We start from the raw sequence: 17,206 nt of genomic DNA on the forward strand, positions 1-17,206 counted from the left end.
ATCGCCTTAAAGACAGTTCCTCTTTTTGGAGGGACTGTTTTTTTTTGTTTAGGCACTTTCCAATATTATCATAATTTTTACTATTTGTAAGAAAAAATGATATATTTGAAAAAAGCTATATATTATGAATCAAGATTTTTCCGCTGACAGACCCATTTCAAAACAAATCGAAGACAAATTTCAGCGTTTTGAGTTTGCTAAAAGAGTGGCAACTACAATAAATAATAGAAAAAATGAAGATTGTATTGTAATTGGATTATATGGAGCTTGGGGAGAAGGTAAAACCTCTTTGCTAAATTTTATAGAATCAGAATTATTAAAAAATGAAAACATACTTTGTGTTAAATTTAATCCTTGGCGCTACACAGATGAAAATGCACTCTTAAATCAGTTCTTCCAAAAGCTAGCTGACACTTTAGATTCTAATCTAAAAACTAAAAAAGAGAAAGCGGGAGAAGTCTTAAAAAAATATGGGAAGTTAATTAACTTAGAATTACCTGTAGTTGGTAACATTGGTGAAACACTAGCAAACACTGGAAATATTTTAGATAGCGCAGATATAGAAGAGTTGAAAAGCCGACTTGAGGAAATTCTAAAAAAAACAAATAGTAAAATTGTCATTTTTATAGATGATATCGATCGATTAGATAAAATTGAAATTCATTCTATTTTTAGATTAGTTAAATTAACTGCTGATTTTACAAACACAACATATATTCTATCTTTCGATGAAGAAATGGTATCTGCTGCAATTGGAGAACGCTTTGGTCAAGGTGACCAAAGATCAGGACAAAATTTCCTTGAAAAAATAATTCAAGTTCCTTTAAAAATACCTTCAGCACAACCCGAATCACTAAAAGATTTTTGCTTTGAAATAGTAGATAATGCTATAAATTCAAACAACATAAAAATTACAGAGGAAGAAATACGACGATTTGTTTATCAATTTACAACAAATGTATTAGTTCGTCTAGATACTCCTCGACTGGCAATTAGATATGGAAACACAATTTCATTTTCAATGCCACTTTTATATAAGGAGGTAAATATTGTTGACTTATTATTAATTGAAGCACTTAAAATATTTTACTCTGAATATTACTTATTTGTAAAAACTAACTCAGAGTTATTCATTGCATCATCAAATACAGTTTTAGGAAAAGATAGTATAGAATCAAGGCAACAACTGCTAGATAATTTAGGGAAAGAATATACTTCTAGCCAAAAAACTGGTGCTTTAAGACTAATACAAGAATTATTTCCTATTAGGCAAGATGATACAATATTTTCATCATTTGATAAAAATATTATTGATACATGGTTTAAAAATAAAAATATAGTTTCTCCAAAATATTTTAATAAATATTTTAGCTATTCAGTTATGAAAGGAGAAATATCTGATATTGTATTTCAAAACTTTATGGATGAAACTATTTTATTAAAACCAGATGAAGTTACTCATGCTTTAAAAACTCTAATTGAACAAAGCACTCCAGATAATGTTTTGTATAAATTTAGAAGTATCGAACGAGAAATAGATTGGGGCAAATCAAAGAAAATCTCAAATTCTATTTGCGATATTTCGGATCTTTTTCCATCCTCGCAGAGGAATTTGTTTTTATCTTTTGGGGCTCCAAAAAGTCAGGCTGCGCTTTTTATATATCATCTTATTAGAAAACATAATAATAAAGAAGAACAATATCAATTTTCAAAAGAACTATTATCTAGAAAATCAAAATTTGATTTTGCATATGATCTGTATGCATGGCTTAAAGGAGAAGATAACGACAAACAAGAATTCTTTACTGATAAAGAGATAATAGAATTAGAAAATATCTTATTAGACAAAGCTCTCGAAGAATCCAAAAACAATTCTATTTTTCAACAATTTCCAGATTATGCACATGATTTATTTATCATATGGATAAAGAAAGAAAAAAAAGGCTTAAATAAATATATCAAAAATATATTAAATAAAAGTCCAAATGCCCTTTTAGATCTTATTAAAATATATGTGCCAACTGCTACAAGTACGGCCGTAAAAGGTCCTTATAAATCAGATTTTTCAGAAGACAATTACAAATATTTCATTTCGTTATTCGATAAAAATTATATTAACAAAATAACAAATAAAATATTTAGCAAAAATGAATTAGATTCTGAAGAAGTTAAATGGAGAAGAAGACATGAAAGCAAGCAGGATGATATCAATATTATTAGACAATTCAAATACTGGTATAAAAAAGACATATCCTCAAAAGATTCAAATGTAAATCTTTTATAACTTATTTTAATAAAAATTTAAATTTGAAAAAACCTCGATCCTAAAAAAAATCGAGGTTTTTTCCATTTCATTAACTTTACTCCTCACTCAAATAAGGATTCAAAATCTCAGCCAGTAAAAGCTGTTTTCTAAATTGGTACTTTCTTGTTGAAGCAACTCTTATCCTCTGATAACTTCTAAAGCAATTTCAGCAAGTATTTACCGCATTTTTGTCATTTCGACCGAAGGGAGAAATCACATACGTGGAGCCACAAAGATTGACAACTTACTTTGCGGAGTTTCTTGTGTGATTTCTCCCTTCGGTCGAAATGACAAGATTGCGCAAACCTGAAACTTGAAACTTGAAACCACAAACCACCACCAAACAGCCACAAAACTTTGCACCTCAGCGCCTTTACGAGAGCATTTCTAAAAAATAACTCTTAAAAAAATTGCGAAACCGAATAGTTGCACGTATATTTGCAACTGATTGGTTTCTTAATTAAAATCGAAACATCATGAGACGAGACATTTTTCAGGCCATAGCCGACCCGACAAGACGGTCCATTATCGCTTTGATTGCACTGCAGGCAATGACACCAAACGCCATTGCAGAGAATTTTAACACTACGCGACAATCCATTTCTAAACACCTGCGCATACTTGTAGAATGCAACCTGCTTAAGCAGGAACAGCAAGGCAGAGAAATTTACTATTCACTTGAAATTGAAAAAATGAAAGAGATTGATCAATGGTTAGTCCAATTCAGAGCGATTTGGGAAACCAAGTTCAATCAGCTTGACGAACTACTAGTAACACTTAAAGAACAGAAAAAATGAAAAACGATTTGCAATTTGATTTTACCGTAGACAAAGCCACAAAAACGGTAATCATTAACAGAGAATTTAACGCTGAACTTCCGTTGGTTTGGGATGCTTTTACCAAACCGGAACTTCTAGACCAATGGGTGGCACCAAAACCCTGGTCATCTAAAACAAAACATATGAACTTTGAAGTTGGCGGACGAAGATTTTATGCCATGGTAAGTCCGGAAGGTCTGGAACGCTGGGCGGTTCAGGAATACACTTCAATTACTCCAAAAACCAATTTCAAGATGTTCAATACTTTTGCAGACCAGGATGAAAATCGCGAACTGCCTGGTTCCGATTGGGATCATACCTTCAGCGAGCAAAACGGTATAACAAAAGTGAGTATCTCAATTTTCAATGAATCTTTGGAACGTCTGGAAAAAATGATCGAAATGGGCTTCGAACAAGGCTTTAAAATGAGCATTGACAACTTAGACCAATTACTAAAAACGTTATCAGAATAATAAATAGAAACGCTAATGACACGGATTCGTTTCACGAAAACGCGGATCTACGCGGATTTTTACGATAGAAATACTTTGAAGACATCAATTAACTTCTACCCAAATAATATAAAAAATCTGTGTTGATCCGCGTTTTCGCTTAGCGAATCGGCGTGATCTGCGTATTGGTTTTTCCAACTACAAAGAGCGTAAAAAATTATGCGTAGTACCCCGGAATTAATGACAGATCCAACGGCAAAACAAATCAACGGGTAATGTCTGATCAACTTCATAAAATAAATCTTATTTTTGATTAAGAATTATCTCGATATGGTTGCTATAAAAACATTTGACGAAGCCGTAGATCTGGAACAACCCAGACGTGTTTTAAAATACGTACTGGTATACTGTACTTCGGGTTCAACTGTTATTTCTGTAGATGAAAACGAATTTACCTTAACCGAAAATGCTGTAATCACCATCACTTCGGGGCAGATTCATTATTTTAAAAACATCCGCAATGCAACTGGATTTATTTTAGAGTTTACCTATAATTTTTTCTGCAAGGATGATACCGATATGGAATTGATTTTCCACAACGGACTGTTTTGCCATTTTGCCATGAATGAAATGATTGTTGTCGACAACAGCCCATTTATTATTGGGGAATTAGAAGCCATCAGCAAAGAAGTCAAACAAATGCCTTATCAATACCTCATCTCTATTCACAGCCGAATTGAGTTGATACTGGTTGAAATCAACCGAACCAAAATTAATCGCGGCGATGAAATCTATAAACCCGACGCGCTGTTTCTTCATTTTCTGGAAGCTATTTTACAAAACTTCGACAAGAACCTTTCTGTAAACGAAATCGCTGTTCTGATTGGTACAACAGAATCAAAACTAAACGAACTTTCGAAGCTGCACACCAATAAAACAGCTCAAAGTGTAATTTTTGGATTAATTATTTCCGAGGCCAAACGTCTTTTTACGTATGAGAAACTATCCGTAAAAGAAGTCGCTTATGCATTAGGTTTTAATGATCCTTTTTACTTTTCTAATTTCTTTAAAAAACACACCCAGATTTCTCCAAAATCGTATAAAGAAAAAGCAGTTAATTTCTAATGTGGCTTTGATTTTAAATACATAGAAAGATAGGCTTTTAGTACCCTAAAAAAGAAGGCAAAAGAAAAACTAGTTTCTCAACACATAGAAAACTGTCTTTGCCTGAATAAATGAAGTACTCTTGCTTTGATTGTAATTCTCTGTTTCCCCTATATTAATAAAAACACCGAAAAAGCTTAGTTACATGCTTTTTCCAAGATTGTCTATTCTTTAGCGTAACCCTTTGCCAGATCTTTGTATCACTAATAATTACTAATAAAATAGTTTATGAAAAGATATCAGGATCATGCCGTCTTGCTGTTGCGAATGGCCTTAGCAGCAGGATTTTTATCTGCCGTTTCTAGTCGGTTAGGTTTGTGGGGAGAACAGTCTTCAGGTTGGGAAAACTTTTTAGCTTATACCGAAAAAGTAAATTCTTTTGCTCCAAAAAACTGCATTCCTGCCCTTGCCATTCTATCCACCGTTATAGAGTCCCTTTTGGCTTTACTCCTATTGCTTGGCTATCAAACGAAATATGCGGCTGTTGCGGCGGCTATACTAACTTTAGTATTTGCGCTCGCCATGACCTATTCTTTTGGAATTAAAGATCCTTTAGATTATTCTGTATTTACATTTTCAATGGCCGCGCTTCTTTTGTCGACTATGGAAAAATACCACTGGAGTTTAGATCAAATCATTTCGAAAAATAAAACAAACTAAAAAATAAGCAAAATGGAAAAACAAATCACAAGAAGCAGCGAAACAGATTGGAAAATTCTTATTGAAGAAGGTGTAAAAACGGACGGTATTTTTGCCAAGTCGTTACACTTTGACGCCACTACAAACAGACCCACTGTTTTTTTACTAAAATTCGAAGCGGGCGCCTCCTACCCCAATCATGTGCATCCTGCCGGAGAAGAAATTTATGTACTTGAAGGTGAAGTCCGCTCCGGAAAAGACGAGTTAAAAACAGGAGATTATATGTATATGCCGCCGGGAAGCAGTCACTCTGTGTTTTCTAAAACCGGTTGTGTATTATTATTTAAAGTTCCTGAAGAAGTCGTGATACTAAAATAACCAACATTTCACATCTCACATTCCACATTTCACATTTCACAAAAAAACACCAACCCCAACCATTTTGCAGGACCCCTTTTTTATCCGGTCCTGCAAATTGTTTTTTTACAGCTTTGCTACAGTCACAAAATATAAAAAAATCTTAAAATTTAATTTCCTTTTTGAATATATGTAGTTAACTACGTAAATTTGAATATAAATTATATTTATGGTATTAGAAAAATCAAAATCATTGGTATTAGGCAATCTTTTGCAGCGTTTGAATGAAAACCTGAGAAAGGAAGCGCAGTTATTTTACAAAAGTCAGAACATCGATTTTGAGCCCAAATGGTTTCCGGTGGTGTATGTGCTTTCGCAGAAAAAAGCCATAAGCGTTGTCGAACTTGCACAGGAAGTTGGTTACTCTCATCCTACTACTATTTCGTTACTCAAAGAACTGGAAAAAAAAGAATTGATTGGCTCTGCCAAAGACGCCAAAGACGAAAGAAAACGCCTGATTACTCTTACTGACAAAGCCAACGAGATGATCGATCAATTGCAGCCATTGTGGCAAATTATGACCGAAGCTTTGATTGAACTAACCGATACCGAAAATAATTTATTTAAAGCCATAAACGAAGTAAATCAGAATCTGAAAACAAAAAATCTTTTTGACCGAATGACAACAATTAAAGAAATGAAGAGCGACACTGCTCAAAAAACAACAGAAAATACCATAAAAGTCGAGAAGATTGACGATAACAAATTAGTAGAAATTGCCTTTGCCATTCGCCGACAAGTATTTGTAGAGGAACAAAATGTTTCGCAGGAACGCGAATCTATGGATGATGAAGGCGCCGTTCACTACCTCGCGACTGTTAATGGCTTACCGGCCGGGGCAGCACGATACCGAAAAATGGAAAAAGGTTTCAAAATCGAAAGAATTGCTGTTTTGAATTCCTACCGCGGGCAGCGAATTGGTGAAGCAATCCTGCAAAAAATCTTGTCTGACTTAAAAGGCGAAGAGAAAATTTATTTGTACGCACAGGTCAATGCAAGTCGCTTTTACATCAAAAACGGATTCAAACAAACCGATAATTTTTTCCTTGATGCCGGAATTGAGCACGTGGAAATGGATTATGTGAAGATGTAAAATGTGAGATGTGAGATGTGAAATGAAATAACAACGAGTCTTTTTTAGCAGGTAACCGCAATACTACTAAGAAAGACTCAATGACTTTTTAAATTCTGAAGGAGACATTCCGGTACTTCGCATCATAAATTTATTGAAATGACTGCTATCTATAAATCCTAAATCGTTACTAATTTCCGAAAAAGTCAAAGTACTTCTGCTCAATTTCTCACTGACAACCTTGAGTTTCGTTTGCTCGATATAATCCCGCAAAGTAATGTTTAAATGGGTTTTAAAATATTCGCCGATGTAATTGACGGAAACATTAAAATGATTGGCCATTTCTTTTTTCTTCAGCAAATGGGGATTAGCGATATTAAAACGAATGTAATTTAAAATCGTATCAATTTTTAAAACCTCGCTGGTATTGGCATGCAGGTTACTTTCGTGCATGTTCGCATCTCTTCGGATGATCTGAATTAATGACATCATCAGACTTTTGATGATAACTTCGCTCTTCAGCTTTTGTTGGTCAACTTCTTCCAGTATTTTTACAATCACCATTTCGCAAAACGTTTTATCCTCTTCAAGAAAAACCAGATTCCCATGAGTTTGATTGTGGTAATAAAACAACTTTTCGATTTCTTCGATTTCTTTCTTATTTGAGAAAAAATTAGGCAGAAAACGCAGGCAATGAAATTTGGTAGGCTCAAGTGTCTTAAAAGAATGATAATCTCTAGGTGTAAGCAAATAAATATCACGCTCTTTATAGTGATGATGAATCGAATTTAAGATGTGGTTGCCTGTCCCGTATTCAATATATAGTAATTCGAAAAAGTTGTGTCTGTGCACCTCTTTCTTCCAGGTTAATTCTTCGACCGAGTAAATTTCGAAATCTTTGTATATAAAAAAGGTCTTTTCCATAATCCTTAATTTTTACAAATATAACCTATATTTTTACATCATTTACTAAGTTCGAACCCATTTACTTTGTAGTATACCCATTGGGTGTAATTTAAAATCTTAAACCATACAGTATGAAATCAGATATAACAAAAATAGGAGTTCTTGGGATTGGCGGAATTGGCGGATTTGTTGGTGCTCCTTTGGCAAAAAAATATAAAGACAGTGCTGTCAAAATCATATTCATCTGCAGAGGTGAAACCAAAAACCAAATACAACATGAGGGTTTACGGTTTGAATCTAAAGGCACAACAGAAACTGTATTTCCGGATCTGGTATCTGATAATCCAATAGAAATTGGAATCCTGGATGTGTTAATTCTCAGCTGTAAATCCTATTCTATAAGCGCGATACTACAAAGCTACAAAGAGTGTATAGGTCCCGAAACCACAATAATCACCCTGCAAAATGTAGTAAATGCTGGCGAAATTATTCGGGAAGCTTTACCAGAAGCTGGTCAGATTATGGAAGGGTGTATCTATGTGGCTTCCAATGTTAAGAAACCCGGATATGTTCAGCATATTGGAGGACCCGGGAAAATTTTTATTGGTGGAAAAGAAAATAACTTTCTAATCAATCTCTTAACCGATGGAGGTTTAGACATTACTTATGTTGCCCATATCAATGAAATTTTATGGAAGAAATATTTGTTTGTTGCGCCTGTTGCCGCAATAACTTCAGCATACAAAGTTACTTTTGGGCAATTATTACAAGATCCGGATTTGATGCACATTCTTGAAAATATGATGCTCGAAATTCAGTCACTGGCAGGCAGAAGTAACATTCGTTTAACCGTTCAGGACATTGAAACTTCTAAAGATTTATTGACTAAATTTCCGTTTGAGTCCAAATCATCGTTACAATTGGATTTTGAAAATAAGAACCAGACCGAAAAACGTTTTCTGGTAGATTATGTTATTGAAAATTCAAATAAACATCAACTTGAAACTCCTTATTACCATCGTGTAAACGAAAAAATAGAAGCTGCTTATGGGATCTCATCCTCAAGTGAAGTGTCTTGAAAATAATGCATCGCTAAAGGAGCTTAAAAAGAAGCTTTGTTTTTGTCAATTTTGCAGAGTTGGATTTTTCAATCCGGCTCTGTAAAATTGATCCTTCTTTCGGAATTTTACTTCTAATTAAAATTGTTAATCTTATAAAAATGACTCGTCTTATCTAGCCCTGATTGCAGCGGTATCCTTTTTCTGGCTTCTTTAGACAGAAAAAGATATAGCGAAAAGCAGGACATCCGGTCTTAAAAACGCAAAAACCTGCTGCTCCTTAAAAAAAATATATCTTTAAAAATCGAGTAAAATAAAGCCTTAACGAGTTTTTCAGAGCATATCTATGACACGATAAGAAAATATTATGACAAAATTATTTCATAATCAGAAAAACCGTCCTACATTTGCCTAACGGTGTTAAACAATTTAATACTCAAATAAAATGGCTAGTAAAGATCGAATTTTAAGACAAAAAGAAGAGACAAGAAATAACATTCTTGGCGCTGCTTATGATATCGTAAAAGAAGAAGGCTGGAATGGTTTGAGTATGCGTAAAATTGCCGACAGAATTGAATATACTGCTCCAATTATTTACGAATACTTTTCGAATAAAGAAGCAATACTTGAAGAACTTACCGGTAAAGGTTTTTTAAAACTAACGAAGGAGTTGCAAACTGCAAAAGATAAGTTTGAAAACCCCGAAGATCAGTTAGAAGCCATGTGGATGACTTACTGGGATTTTGCTTTCAGTAATACTGAAATGTACCAATTAATGTTTGGTGTTCAAATGACCTGCTGTGCACAACGATGTTCGGCTCAGGAAGCACCTTACAAACTGTTTACTTCGGTAATTGCTGAAGTAATGAAGAACAGTAATCCGAGTGAAGATATTATCAAACAAAAATATTTTACTTTCTTTTCTGTTATTCATGGTCTGATTGCCATTAATATCATTAACAAAAGTGACATCCTCGAAACCATTAACGCTCAGATCCTGAAAGATGCGATTGGTGGTATCATAAAATCAATACAATAAAAAAAATTTCATTTTTACTTAACAGTGATAAATGATTTAATAGCTGATAAAAAAATACCTTTGCCTTGTTACTTAACAGTGATAAATAATTTAATAGAGTAATTTAGAAACCTTTTTTTCTCATTTTACTTAACAGTGATAAATAATTTAATACCAGTTTTTAGAATAGAACTGGAAGGGCTTACTGTATAGAATTTCAGGCTTAATTGCTTAACGACGTTAGATAATTTAATATAATTAAATATGAATTCCCGGAATGCCAGAATACCGCATCAATTAATCTCAAAAAATGTTCAACAAATTAAAACCAATAGTAAAATGAAAAATGTTATCATAACCAGTTTTATTCTGGCACTCGTACTAAGTAGTTGTGCAGATAAATCGCAAGCCCCGGCAGCTCCTGCTGCACCTTTATTACCTGTTTTGGCCGTTAGAAGCGAAAACACCACTACAGATGCTGAATATCCTGCCTCTATACAAGGAACCGTAGATGTTGAAATTCGCCCTCAGGTGAGTGGAAATCTGGAAAGAGTTTATGTAGACGAAGGTGCTTACGTTAATAAAGGTCAGACTTTATTCAAAATAAACGAACGTCCTTTCCGCGAACAATTAAACAATGCGCTGGCTAATCTTCACGCTGCCGAAGCTGCTTTAATCAACGCTCAGTTAGAAGTAGATAAATTAACGCCTTTGGTACAAAACAAAGTAGTTTCTGATTATCAGTTAAAAACAGCCAAAGCGACTCAAAAAATTGCAGCTGCCAATATCGAACAGGCTAAAGCAATGGTGGGTTCGGCCAGAATCAATTTAGGATATACCAATGTTACAGCTCCTGTAAGCGGGTACATTGGAAGATTGCCTAAAAAACAAGGAAGTTTAGTTTCGGCAACTGATGTTGAACCTTTAACGAACTTATCAGATGTACATGAAGTTTTTGCTTATTTCTCTTTGGGTGAAACCGATTTCATCAATTTTAAAGCGCAATACGCCGGCAGCAGTCTTGGTGATAAAATTAAGAAACTGCCTCCTGTAACTTTGATTTTAGCAGATAATAACGCTTATCCTCAAACCGGAAAAATCGATATGGTAGACGGTCAGTTTGATAAAACAACCGGAGCCATTACACTAAGAGCTACTTTTCCTAATACAGGTGGGACTTTACGCTCAGGAAATACAGGAAAAATTCGTTTAGGCCTTCACCATGACGATGCGGTTTTGATACCACAATCGGCTACTGTTGAAATGCAGGATAAAATTTTTGTTTTCACTGTTAACAAAGAAAACAAAGTAAACAAAATGCCAATCACGGTTGTTGGCAAAAGCGGTACCAACTACCTGATCAAAGATGGTGTAAAATCAGGTGATCAGATTGTGTTAAGCGGTATCGACAAACTTCAGGAAGGACAACTAATTCAGCCTGAAAAACCGGCCACAAAAGTTGCCCAAGTAATTACTAAAAAATAATTTTCACGCAAATGTTCAAAATATTTATACAAAGACCTGTACTGGCAACCGTAATCTCCATTTTATTGGTGATCCTGGGGGTACTTGGACTTACGAAATTGCCCTTACAACAATTTCCTGATATTGCGCCGCCATCGGTTTTGGTAACGGCGGTCTATCCCGGAGCTAATGCCGAAACGGTTTTACGTTCGGTGGCACCCTCTTTAGAAGAATCTATCAACGGTGTTGAGAACATGACCTATATGAGTTCGACAGCCAGTAACGACGGATCTTTGGCTATTACCGTTTTCTTTAAATTAGGAACCGATGCCGATCAGGCAGCTGTAAACGTACAAAACAGAGTCGCTCAGGCCACCAGTCAATTGCCAGCCGAAGTTGTACAGCAAGGGGTAACCACTGCCAAACAACAAAACAGTTTTATCATGGCAATTGGTATGTACACCGACGACGAATCAAAGTACGATCAAACGTTTGTGGCCAATTATGCGCAGATCAATATTATTCCGGAGATCAAACGTATTCCCGGTGTTGGATCGGCCAGTATTTTTGGAGGGGTAAAAGATTACTCCATGCGTGTTTGGTTAAATCCAACGCAAATGTCAACTTACAAAGTGACTCCAAACGAAATCATGAGCGCGATTCAGGACAAAAGTTTGGAAGCGGCTCCGGGTAAATTTGGAGAAAGAAGTACAGAGGTTTTCGAATACGTAATCAAATATAAAGGGAAACTAACCAAACCGGAAGAATATGAAAATATTGCTATTCGATCCAACGCAGATGGTTCAGTACTGCGTTTAAAAGATGTTGCCCGAGTTGAGCTTGGTGCTTATTCCTATAACAGTTTAACGCGTTTGAACGGTAAAAAAGGGGTTGTAATTGGTATCATTCAGTTGGCGGGTTCTAACTCCAACGATATTCAGGTGGCGATCAATAAATTGATGGTGAAAGCCTCTAAAGATTTCCCTAAGGGAATCAAACACAATATTTTCTATAGTACAAAAGTTTCGCTGGATCAATCGATTGAACAGGTGGAACATACTTTAATCGAAGCATTTATATTAGTATTCATTGTAGTATTTATATTCCTGCAAGATTTTAGATCGACATTAATCCCGGCTATTGCTGTACCTGTAGCAATTTTAGGAACGTTCTTCTTCATGCAGTTATTCGGATTTTCGATCAACCTGCTAACGCTATTCGCTTTAATTCTGGCGATTGGTATTGTGGTCGATGATGCCATTGTGGTCGTCGAAGCCGTGCATGCCAAAATGGAGCACAAACATTTGTCTCCAAAAGTAGCCACACATGAAGCAATGCACGAAATAACGGGTGCTATTATCTCAATTACGCTGGTAATGGCTGCTGTATTCCTGCCGGTTGGTTTTATGGAAGGCTCTACGGGAGTTTTCTATCGTCAGTTTGCTTTTACGATGGCAATTGCAATTGTAATTTCGGCGGTAAACGCTTTAACTTTAAGTCCGGCACTTGCTGCCTTATTCTTAAAAGACAATCACGGTGCTTCCGGAGATGCTGCTTATGAGAAAAAAGGATTTAAAGAGAAATTCTTCAGCGCATTCAACAAAAGTTTTGATTCCTTAACCAATCGTTACGTTGGAGGGTTGAAATTTTTAATTCGCAGAAAATGGTTGAGCTTAGGTGGTTTAGCATTAATTACAGTGGCAACAATTGTAATGGTAAAAACGACTCCGACAGGATTTATACCTACAGAAGATCAAGGATTCATTGCGATTGCAGTGAACACTCCTTCGGGAACCTCTCTTGACGGAACACAAAAAGTAATGACTCAGGCGGAGAATTTACTAAGAAACGACGAATCATCACGATTTGTAACAGCGATTTCAGGATTCAATTTATTAACGAATTCTACCAGTCCATCCTCTGCCGTTATTTTTGTCTTGCTTAAGCCGGATGAAGAGCGTGGAAAAATCAAAGGAATCAACGAAATAATGGCCGATGTTCAGGGAAAATTAGGAAGTATTAGCGGCGGAAGTTTCTTTGTATTCAGCTTCCCTACTGTTCCCGGATTTAGTAACGTTGAAGCTTTAGATTTGGTTCTTCAGGATAAAACCGGAGGCAAATTGGATAAGTTTAGCGGTGTCTCTCAAAGCTTCATCGGAGAATTGATGAAACGTCCGGAAATTGCGGTAGCTTTTACAAGTTTCAAAGCCGATTATCCGCAGCTTCAACTGGATATTAATGACGAAAAAGCCAATCAATTGGGTGTGAACGTAAAAGACATTTTACAAACCATGCAAACTTATTTTGGTAGTGCACAGGCCTCTGATTTTAACCGATTTGGTAAATATTACAGAGTGGTCGTTCAGGCTGATATTGCCGACAGAGCTGACCCCTCCTCTATTGACAGAGTTTTTGTAAAAAACAAAACCGGCGAAATGGTGCCTATAAATACTTTGGTAAAACTAAGCCGTATTTATGGGTCTGAAACCGCTTCGCGATACAATTTGTTTAATTCAATTTCGATTAATGCCATTCCGAAACCAGGATTTAGTTCAGGAGATGCCATTAAAGCAATCGAAGAAGTGGCCGCACAACAATTACCTGCAGGTTATAGTTTTGAGTTTTCAGGACAAACCCGTGAAGAGATTTCTTCCGGAGGACAATCCGCAACGATATTCTTACTGTGTTTGATATTCATCTATTTCTTACTTGCTGCACAGTACGAAAGTTACATTTTGCCTTTGGCCGTAATCTTTTCAATCCCTGCAGGTATTTTTGGAGTATTTGTAGCCATTGGTTTAACCGGAATTCAAAACAACATTTATGTACAGGTTGCACTGGTAATGTTAATTGGATTGCTCGCTAAAAATGCGATTCTGATTGTAGAGTTTGCCGTTCAGAAGAGAAAATCAGGTCAGCCCCTGATCAGAGCTTCAATCGATGCTGCAAAACTGCGTTTGCGACCAATTATCATGACGTCACTGGCTTTTGTTGTGGGATTAATCCCGATGATGAGTGCCAAAGGCCCATCAGCACAAGGTAACCATTCGATTAGTATTGGTGCCGCCGGAGGTATGATTTCAGGGGTAATTCTAGGATTGTTTATCATCCCGGTTTTATTCATCATCTTCCAACATTTACAAGAAAAGGTTTCCGGAAAACCGGTAGCCGTAATTCATAACGAAGAAAAATAAAAATGGAAAACTATATCACAACAGTACTCGTAGCCATAATCATTGGCATCGGATACATCTCCTATAAAATTTCAAGAGATCTTGAAAACAGAAAAGATACTTGTACAGAAATTTAATGACAGCATTTAAAATGAAAAATCATATAACCAAAATCGTAATGATCGCTATTTTGATCACTACCTTAATATCCTGTAAGGTTTCGAAGGATATTGAAACTCCAAAAGATGCATTTCCTGAAAATTTCAGGAATGCATCGGTTTCAAAAGATACGGCCAGTATCGGAGACACGGAGTGGAAAAACTTCTTTACCGAGAAAGATGTTATTCAGTTAATCGACAGTGCGGTTGCCCGAAATAACGATCTGCAAATTGCTACTAAAAACATCGAGATCGCACATTACCGATTTACACAATCGAAATGGGGAAATGTTCCTGAGGTGAATTTATCGGTAGCGGCTAGCAGCAGCAATCCGTCAGACAATAGTTTTACCGGAAAGAATTTAGGTCAGGCATTGGGTCAGAACCACATTAACGATTTTACAGCCGGTGCCACACTTTCTTGGGAAGCTGATATTTGGGGGAGAATAAAGAACCAGAAAAAAGGGGCTTTTGCCGGTTATCTTCAATCAGAAGAAGTTAAAAAAGCTTTGCAGACCACTATTGTTGCCAATGTTTCGAAAGGATATTACAATCTTTTAATGTTGGATGCCCAATTGGATATTGCCAGACAAAATCTAAAATTAAACGATAGTACCACCAACATTATCAAATTAAAATACGATGCAGGTCAGGTCACTTCCTTAGCGATTCAGCAATCAGAAGCACAAAAATTAAACGCTGCACAATTGATTCCGTTATTGGAACAAAACATAGCGATTCAGGAAAATGCTTTGAGTGTTTTAACAGGCTCTTTTCCTAACTCAAAACAAAGAAGTCTTCGTTTGAGTGCGATGGAAGTTAAAACCAATAATGCGATCGGAATTCCGTCTTCATTAGTAAGCCGCAGACCGGACGTAAAAAGCGCCGAACTGGCTCTTCAAGCAGCCAATGCGAACGTGGGAGTCACAAAAGCCAATTTGTATCCTGCCCTTAGAATTACTGCTCAGGGTGGCGTAAATTCTTTCGAAACCAGCAATTGGTTCAACATTCCGGCCTCTTTGTTCGGAACTGTTGCAGGAGGATTAACACAGCCTTTACTGAACAATAAAAAGGTGAAAACTCAATACAATATTGCCGTTGCCGAAAGAGAAAAAGCTGTTTTTGTTTTCAGACAAGCTGTTTTAGTAGCCGTTAGTGAGGTTTCTGATGCTTTGGTAAAAGTAGAGAAACTGCAGCAACAGGAATCGTTTTTGCAACAACGTGTAAAAACATTACAGCAGGCTATAAAAAATGCCAATCTGTTATTCAAAAATGGTATGGCGGAATACCTTGAAGTGCTTTCTGCGCAATCGAATTTATTGCAAAGCGAACTGGAACTCGCCAACATAAAAAGAGAACAACTATCTGCCAATACCGAGTTGTATCGCGCCTTAGGCGGTGGTTGGAAATAATACCCGTTAATTATTTATTTTTTGAGATGAAAACGCTGTGAGACTTTTAGTTTCATGGTGTTTTTTTATGGGGCTAATTGATGGCTCGCGGATGACGCGGATTCGCTTTTCGAAAAACGCAGATTGACGCGGATTTTTTTATTCGCAATCTTTTATGTGCAATCTTGTCATCCTGGCGAAGGAAGGATCACACAAGTAACTCCGCAAGATATTTCACTAACCTTTGTCGATACACACTTGTGATTTGCTTCGCCTGTTCGCTATCGCTCGAGCCTCGTTCCTCGAAATGACAAGATTGCGCATAAAAAAATCAGTAAAAATCCGTGTCTTCGCGGTAGCGAATCCGCGTCATCCGCGTACCCTTTAATCCGTAATATTTCCTTACTTTTGATATCGTCATGTCTTCAAAAAATGGCTCCAGACAATGAATATCGCATCGAATAGTAATAAAAAATAAAACAAACCTCTTAATCAATACATTAAAACCCATGAAAAGAATCGCATGCATTGCAATTTTAGCATTACTATTTACAAACTGTAAAGAAAACAATTCGGAAAAAGAAGTAAAAGCGACAAAAGAACCGGTAAAGACAAATTCTACTGTAAAAAAAGTAGAAGAGAAAAAAGAAGATTGTAAAGACATCGAAGTAGAAATGGGTTCCGGAAAAGAATGCATCCTAAAAAACACGGATCTTGCTCAGGTCTATCAAAACATTATTCAGAATAAAGAGGTTGAAGAATCTGCTAATTTTTTAAGTACAATCCCCAACGAAAGCAAATCTGTACCCGTAAATAAAAACGGATTGATCTCCATTGATTACGAAATCACTAAAGAAAAAGTCATCATTACTATGAATTATGAAGGTGGTGTGACCGAAGTTACGCTTGAAAAAATAAAAGATACGATTAAAAAAAGTATTTATCATTATGCCGATTAAATTTCAAGACAAAGAGATTTAGACCTAAACGGTAAAGAGCTATTCATATTAAACCGCTATAAAACGTAAAAGTTTTTTGGCGGTTTTTTTTACTATGGTTGAGCCTTCCTCCGTCAGGATGACAAGATTACGCATAAAAAAATCCGCATCAATCCGTGTCTTCGCGATAGCGAATCCGCGTCATCCGCGTACCCAATAATCCGTAATATTTC

Annotated in this window: 14 protein-coding genes; 13 read left to right on the forward strand and 1 reads right to left on the reverse strand. The window is 36.1% G+C overall.

Translation table 11 applies throughout. The features are described 5' to 3' along the window. Positions 1-124: 124 nt before the first annotated feature. The 7 genes from OLM61_RS19995 to OLM61_RS20025 all read left to right on the forward strand — a co-directional run bounded on the left by OLM61_RS19995 (position 125) and on the right by OLM61_RS20025 (position 6,888). Positions 125-2,284 carry a KAP family NTPase gene (locus OLM61_RS19995; protein WP_264524351.1) on the forward strand — a complete coding sequence of 720 codons (2,160 nt, stop codon included), beginning with the start codon at positions 125-127 and terminating at the stop codon, positions 2,282-2,284. Between the two features lie 497 nt (positions 2,285-2,781). Continuing rightward, on the forward strand, positions 2,782-3,102 hold the full coding sequence (locus tag OLM61_RS20000) for an ArsR/SmtB family transcription factor (protein WP_264524352.1): 321 nt from the start codon (positions 2,782-2,784) through the stop codon (positions 3,100-3,102). Then, on the forward strand, positions 3,099-3,596 hold the full coding sequence (locus OLM61_RS20005) for an SRPBCC family protein (RefSeq protein ID WP_264524353.1): 498 nt from the start codon (positions 3,099-3,101) through the stop codon (positions 3,594-3,596). Before OLM61_RS20000 ends, OLM61_RS20005 begins: the two co-directional genes overlap by 4 nt. A 288-nt stretch (positions 3,597-3,884) precedes the next feature. Then, positions 3,885-4,700, forward strand: a complete 816-nt coding sequence (locus OLM61_RS20010; RefSeq protein WP_264524354.1) for an AraC family transcriptional regulator — start codon at positions 3,885-3,887, stop codon at positions 4,698-4,700. Between the two features lie 267 nt (positions 4,701-4,967). Further along, positions 4,968-5,399 carry a DoxX family membrane protein gene (locus OLM61_RS20015; RefSeq protein ID WP_264524355.1) on the forward strand — a complete coding sequence of 144 codons (432 nt, stop codon included), beginning with the start codon at positions 4,968-4,970 and terminating at the stop codon, positions 5,397-5,399. Positions 5,400-5,411: 12 nt separating this feature from the next. Continuing rightward, complete coding sequence (locus tag OLM61_RS20020; protein ID WP_264524356.1) at positions 5,412-5,756, forward strand: cupin domain-containing protein; 345 nt, start codon at positions 5,412-5,414, stop codon at positions 5,754-5,756. Between the two features lie 208 nt (positions 5,757-5,964). Beyond that, positions 5,965-6,888, forward strand: a complete 924-nt coding sequence (locus tag OLM61_RS20025) for a bifunctional helix-turn-helix transcriptional regulator/GNAT family N-acetyltransferase (RefSeq protein ID WP_264524357.1) — start codon at positions 5,965-5,967, stop codon at positions 6,886-6,888. A gap of 66 nt (positions 6,889-6,954) precedes the next feature. Here the strand turns inward: OLM61_RS20025 and OLM61_RS20030 are convergent, their stop codons facing one another. Next, on the reverse strand, positions 6,955-7,791 hold the full coding sequence (locus tag OLM61_RS20030; protein WP_264524358.1) for a helix-turn-helix domain-containing protein: 837 nt from the start codon (positions 7,789-7,791) through the stop codon (positions 6,955-6,957). Positions 7,792-7,904: 113 nt separating this feature from the next. Here OLM61_RS20030 and OLM61_RS20035 point away from each other — a divergent pair, with 113 nt between their 5' ends. The 6 genes from OLM61_RS20035 (at position 7,905) to OLM61_RS20060 (ending at position 16,994) form a co-directional block, all read left to right on the forward strand. Continuing rightward, the gene (locus OLM61_RS20035; RefSeq protein WP_264524359.1) at positions 7,905-8,852 is read left to right on the forward strand and encodes a ketopantoate reductase family protein; all 948 of its coding nucleotides are present in this window, start codon (positions 7,905-7,907) and stop codon (positions 8,850-8,852) included. Between the two features lie 424 nt (positions 8,853-9,276). Beyond that, positions 9,277-9,870 (forward strand): TetR/AcrR family transcriptional regulator, encoded by a 594-nt coding sequence (locus tag OLM61_RS20040; RefSeq protein ID WP_264524360.1) that lies wholly within the window; start codon positions 9,277-9,279, stop codon positions 9,868-9,870. Positions 9,871-10,113: 243 nt separating this feature from the next. After that, a complete protein-coding gene (locus OLM61_RS20045; protein ID WP_264524361.1) occupies positions 10,114-11,334 on the forward strand; it encodes an efflux RND transporter periplasmic adaptor subunit in 1,221 nt (406 codons plus the stop codon). 11 nt (positions 11,335-11,345) lie between these two features. Then, positions 11,346-14,507: an efflux RND transporter permease subunit gene (locus OLM61_RS20050; RefSeq protein WP_264524362.1), complete on the forward strand. Its 3,162-nt coding sequence runs from the start codon at positions 11,346-11,348 to the stop codon at positions 14,505-14,507. Positions 14,508-14,637: 130 nt separating this feature from the next. After that, entirely contained in the window at positions 14,638-16,056 is a 1,419-nt protein-coding gene (locus OLM61_RS20055; RefSeq protein WP_264524363.1) for a TolC family protein, read from the forward strand. A gap of 488 nt (positions 16,057-16,544) precedes the next feature. Continuing rightward, positions 16,545-16,994, forward strand: coding sequence for a hypothetical protein (locus tag OLM61_RS20060; protein WP_264524364.1), 450 nt, complete (start codon positions 16,545-16,547; stop codon positions 16,992-16,994). Positions 16,995-17,206: the final 212 nt, after the last annotated feature.

It is taken from the genome of Flavobacterium sp. N502536 (assembly GCF_025947345.1).
Taxonomy (GTDB): Bacteria; Bacteroidota; Bacteroidia; order Flavobacteriales; family Flavobacteriaceae; genus Flavobacterium.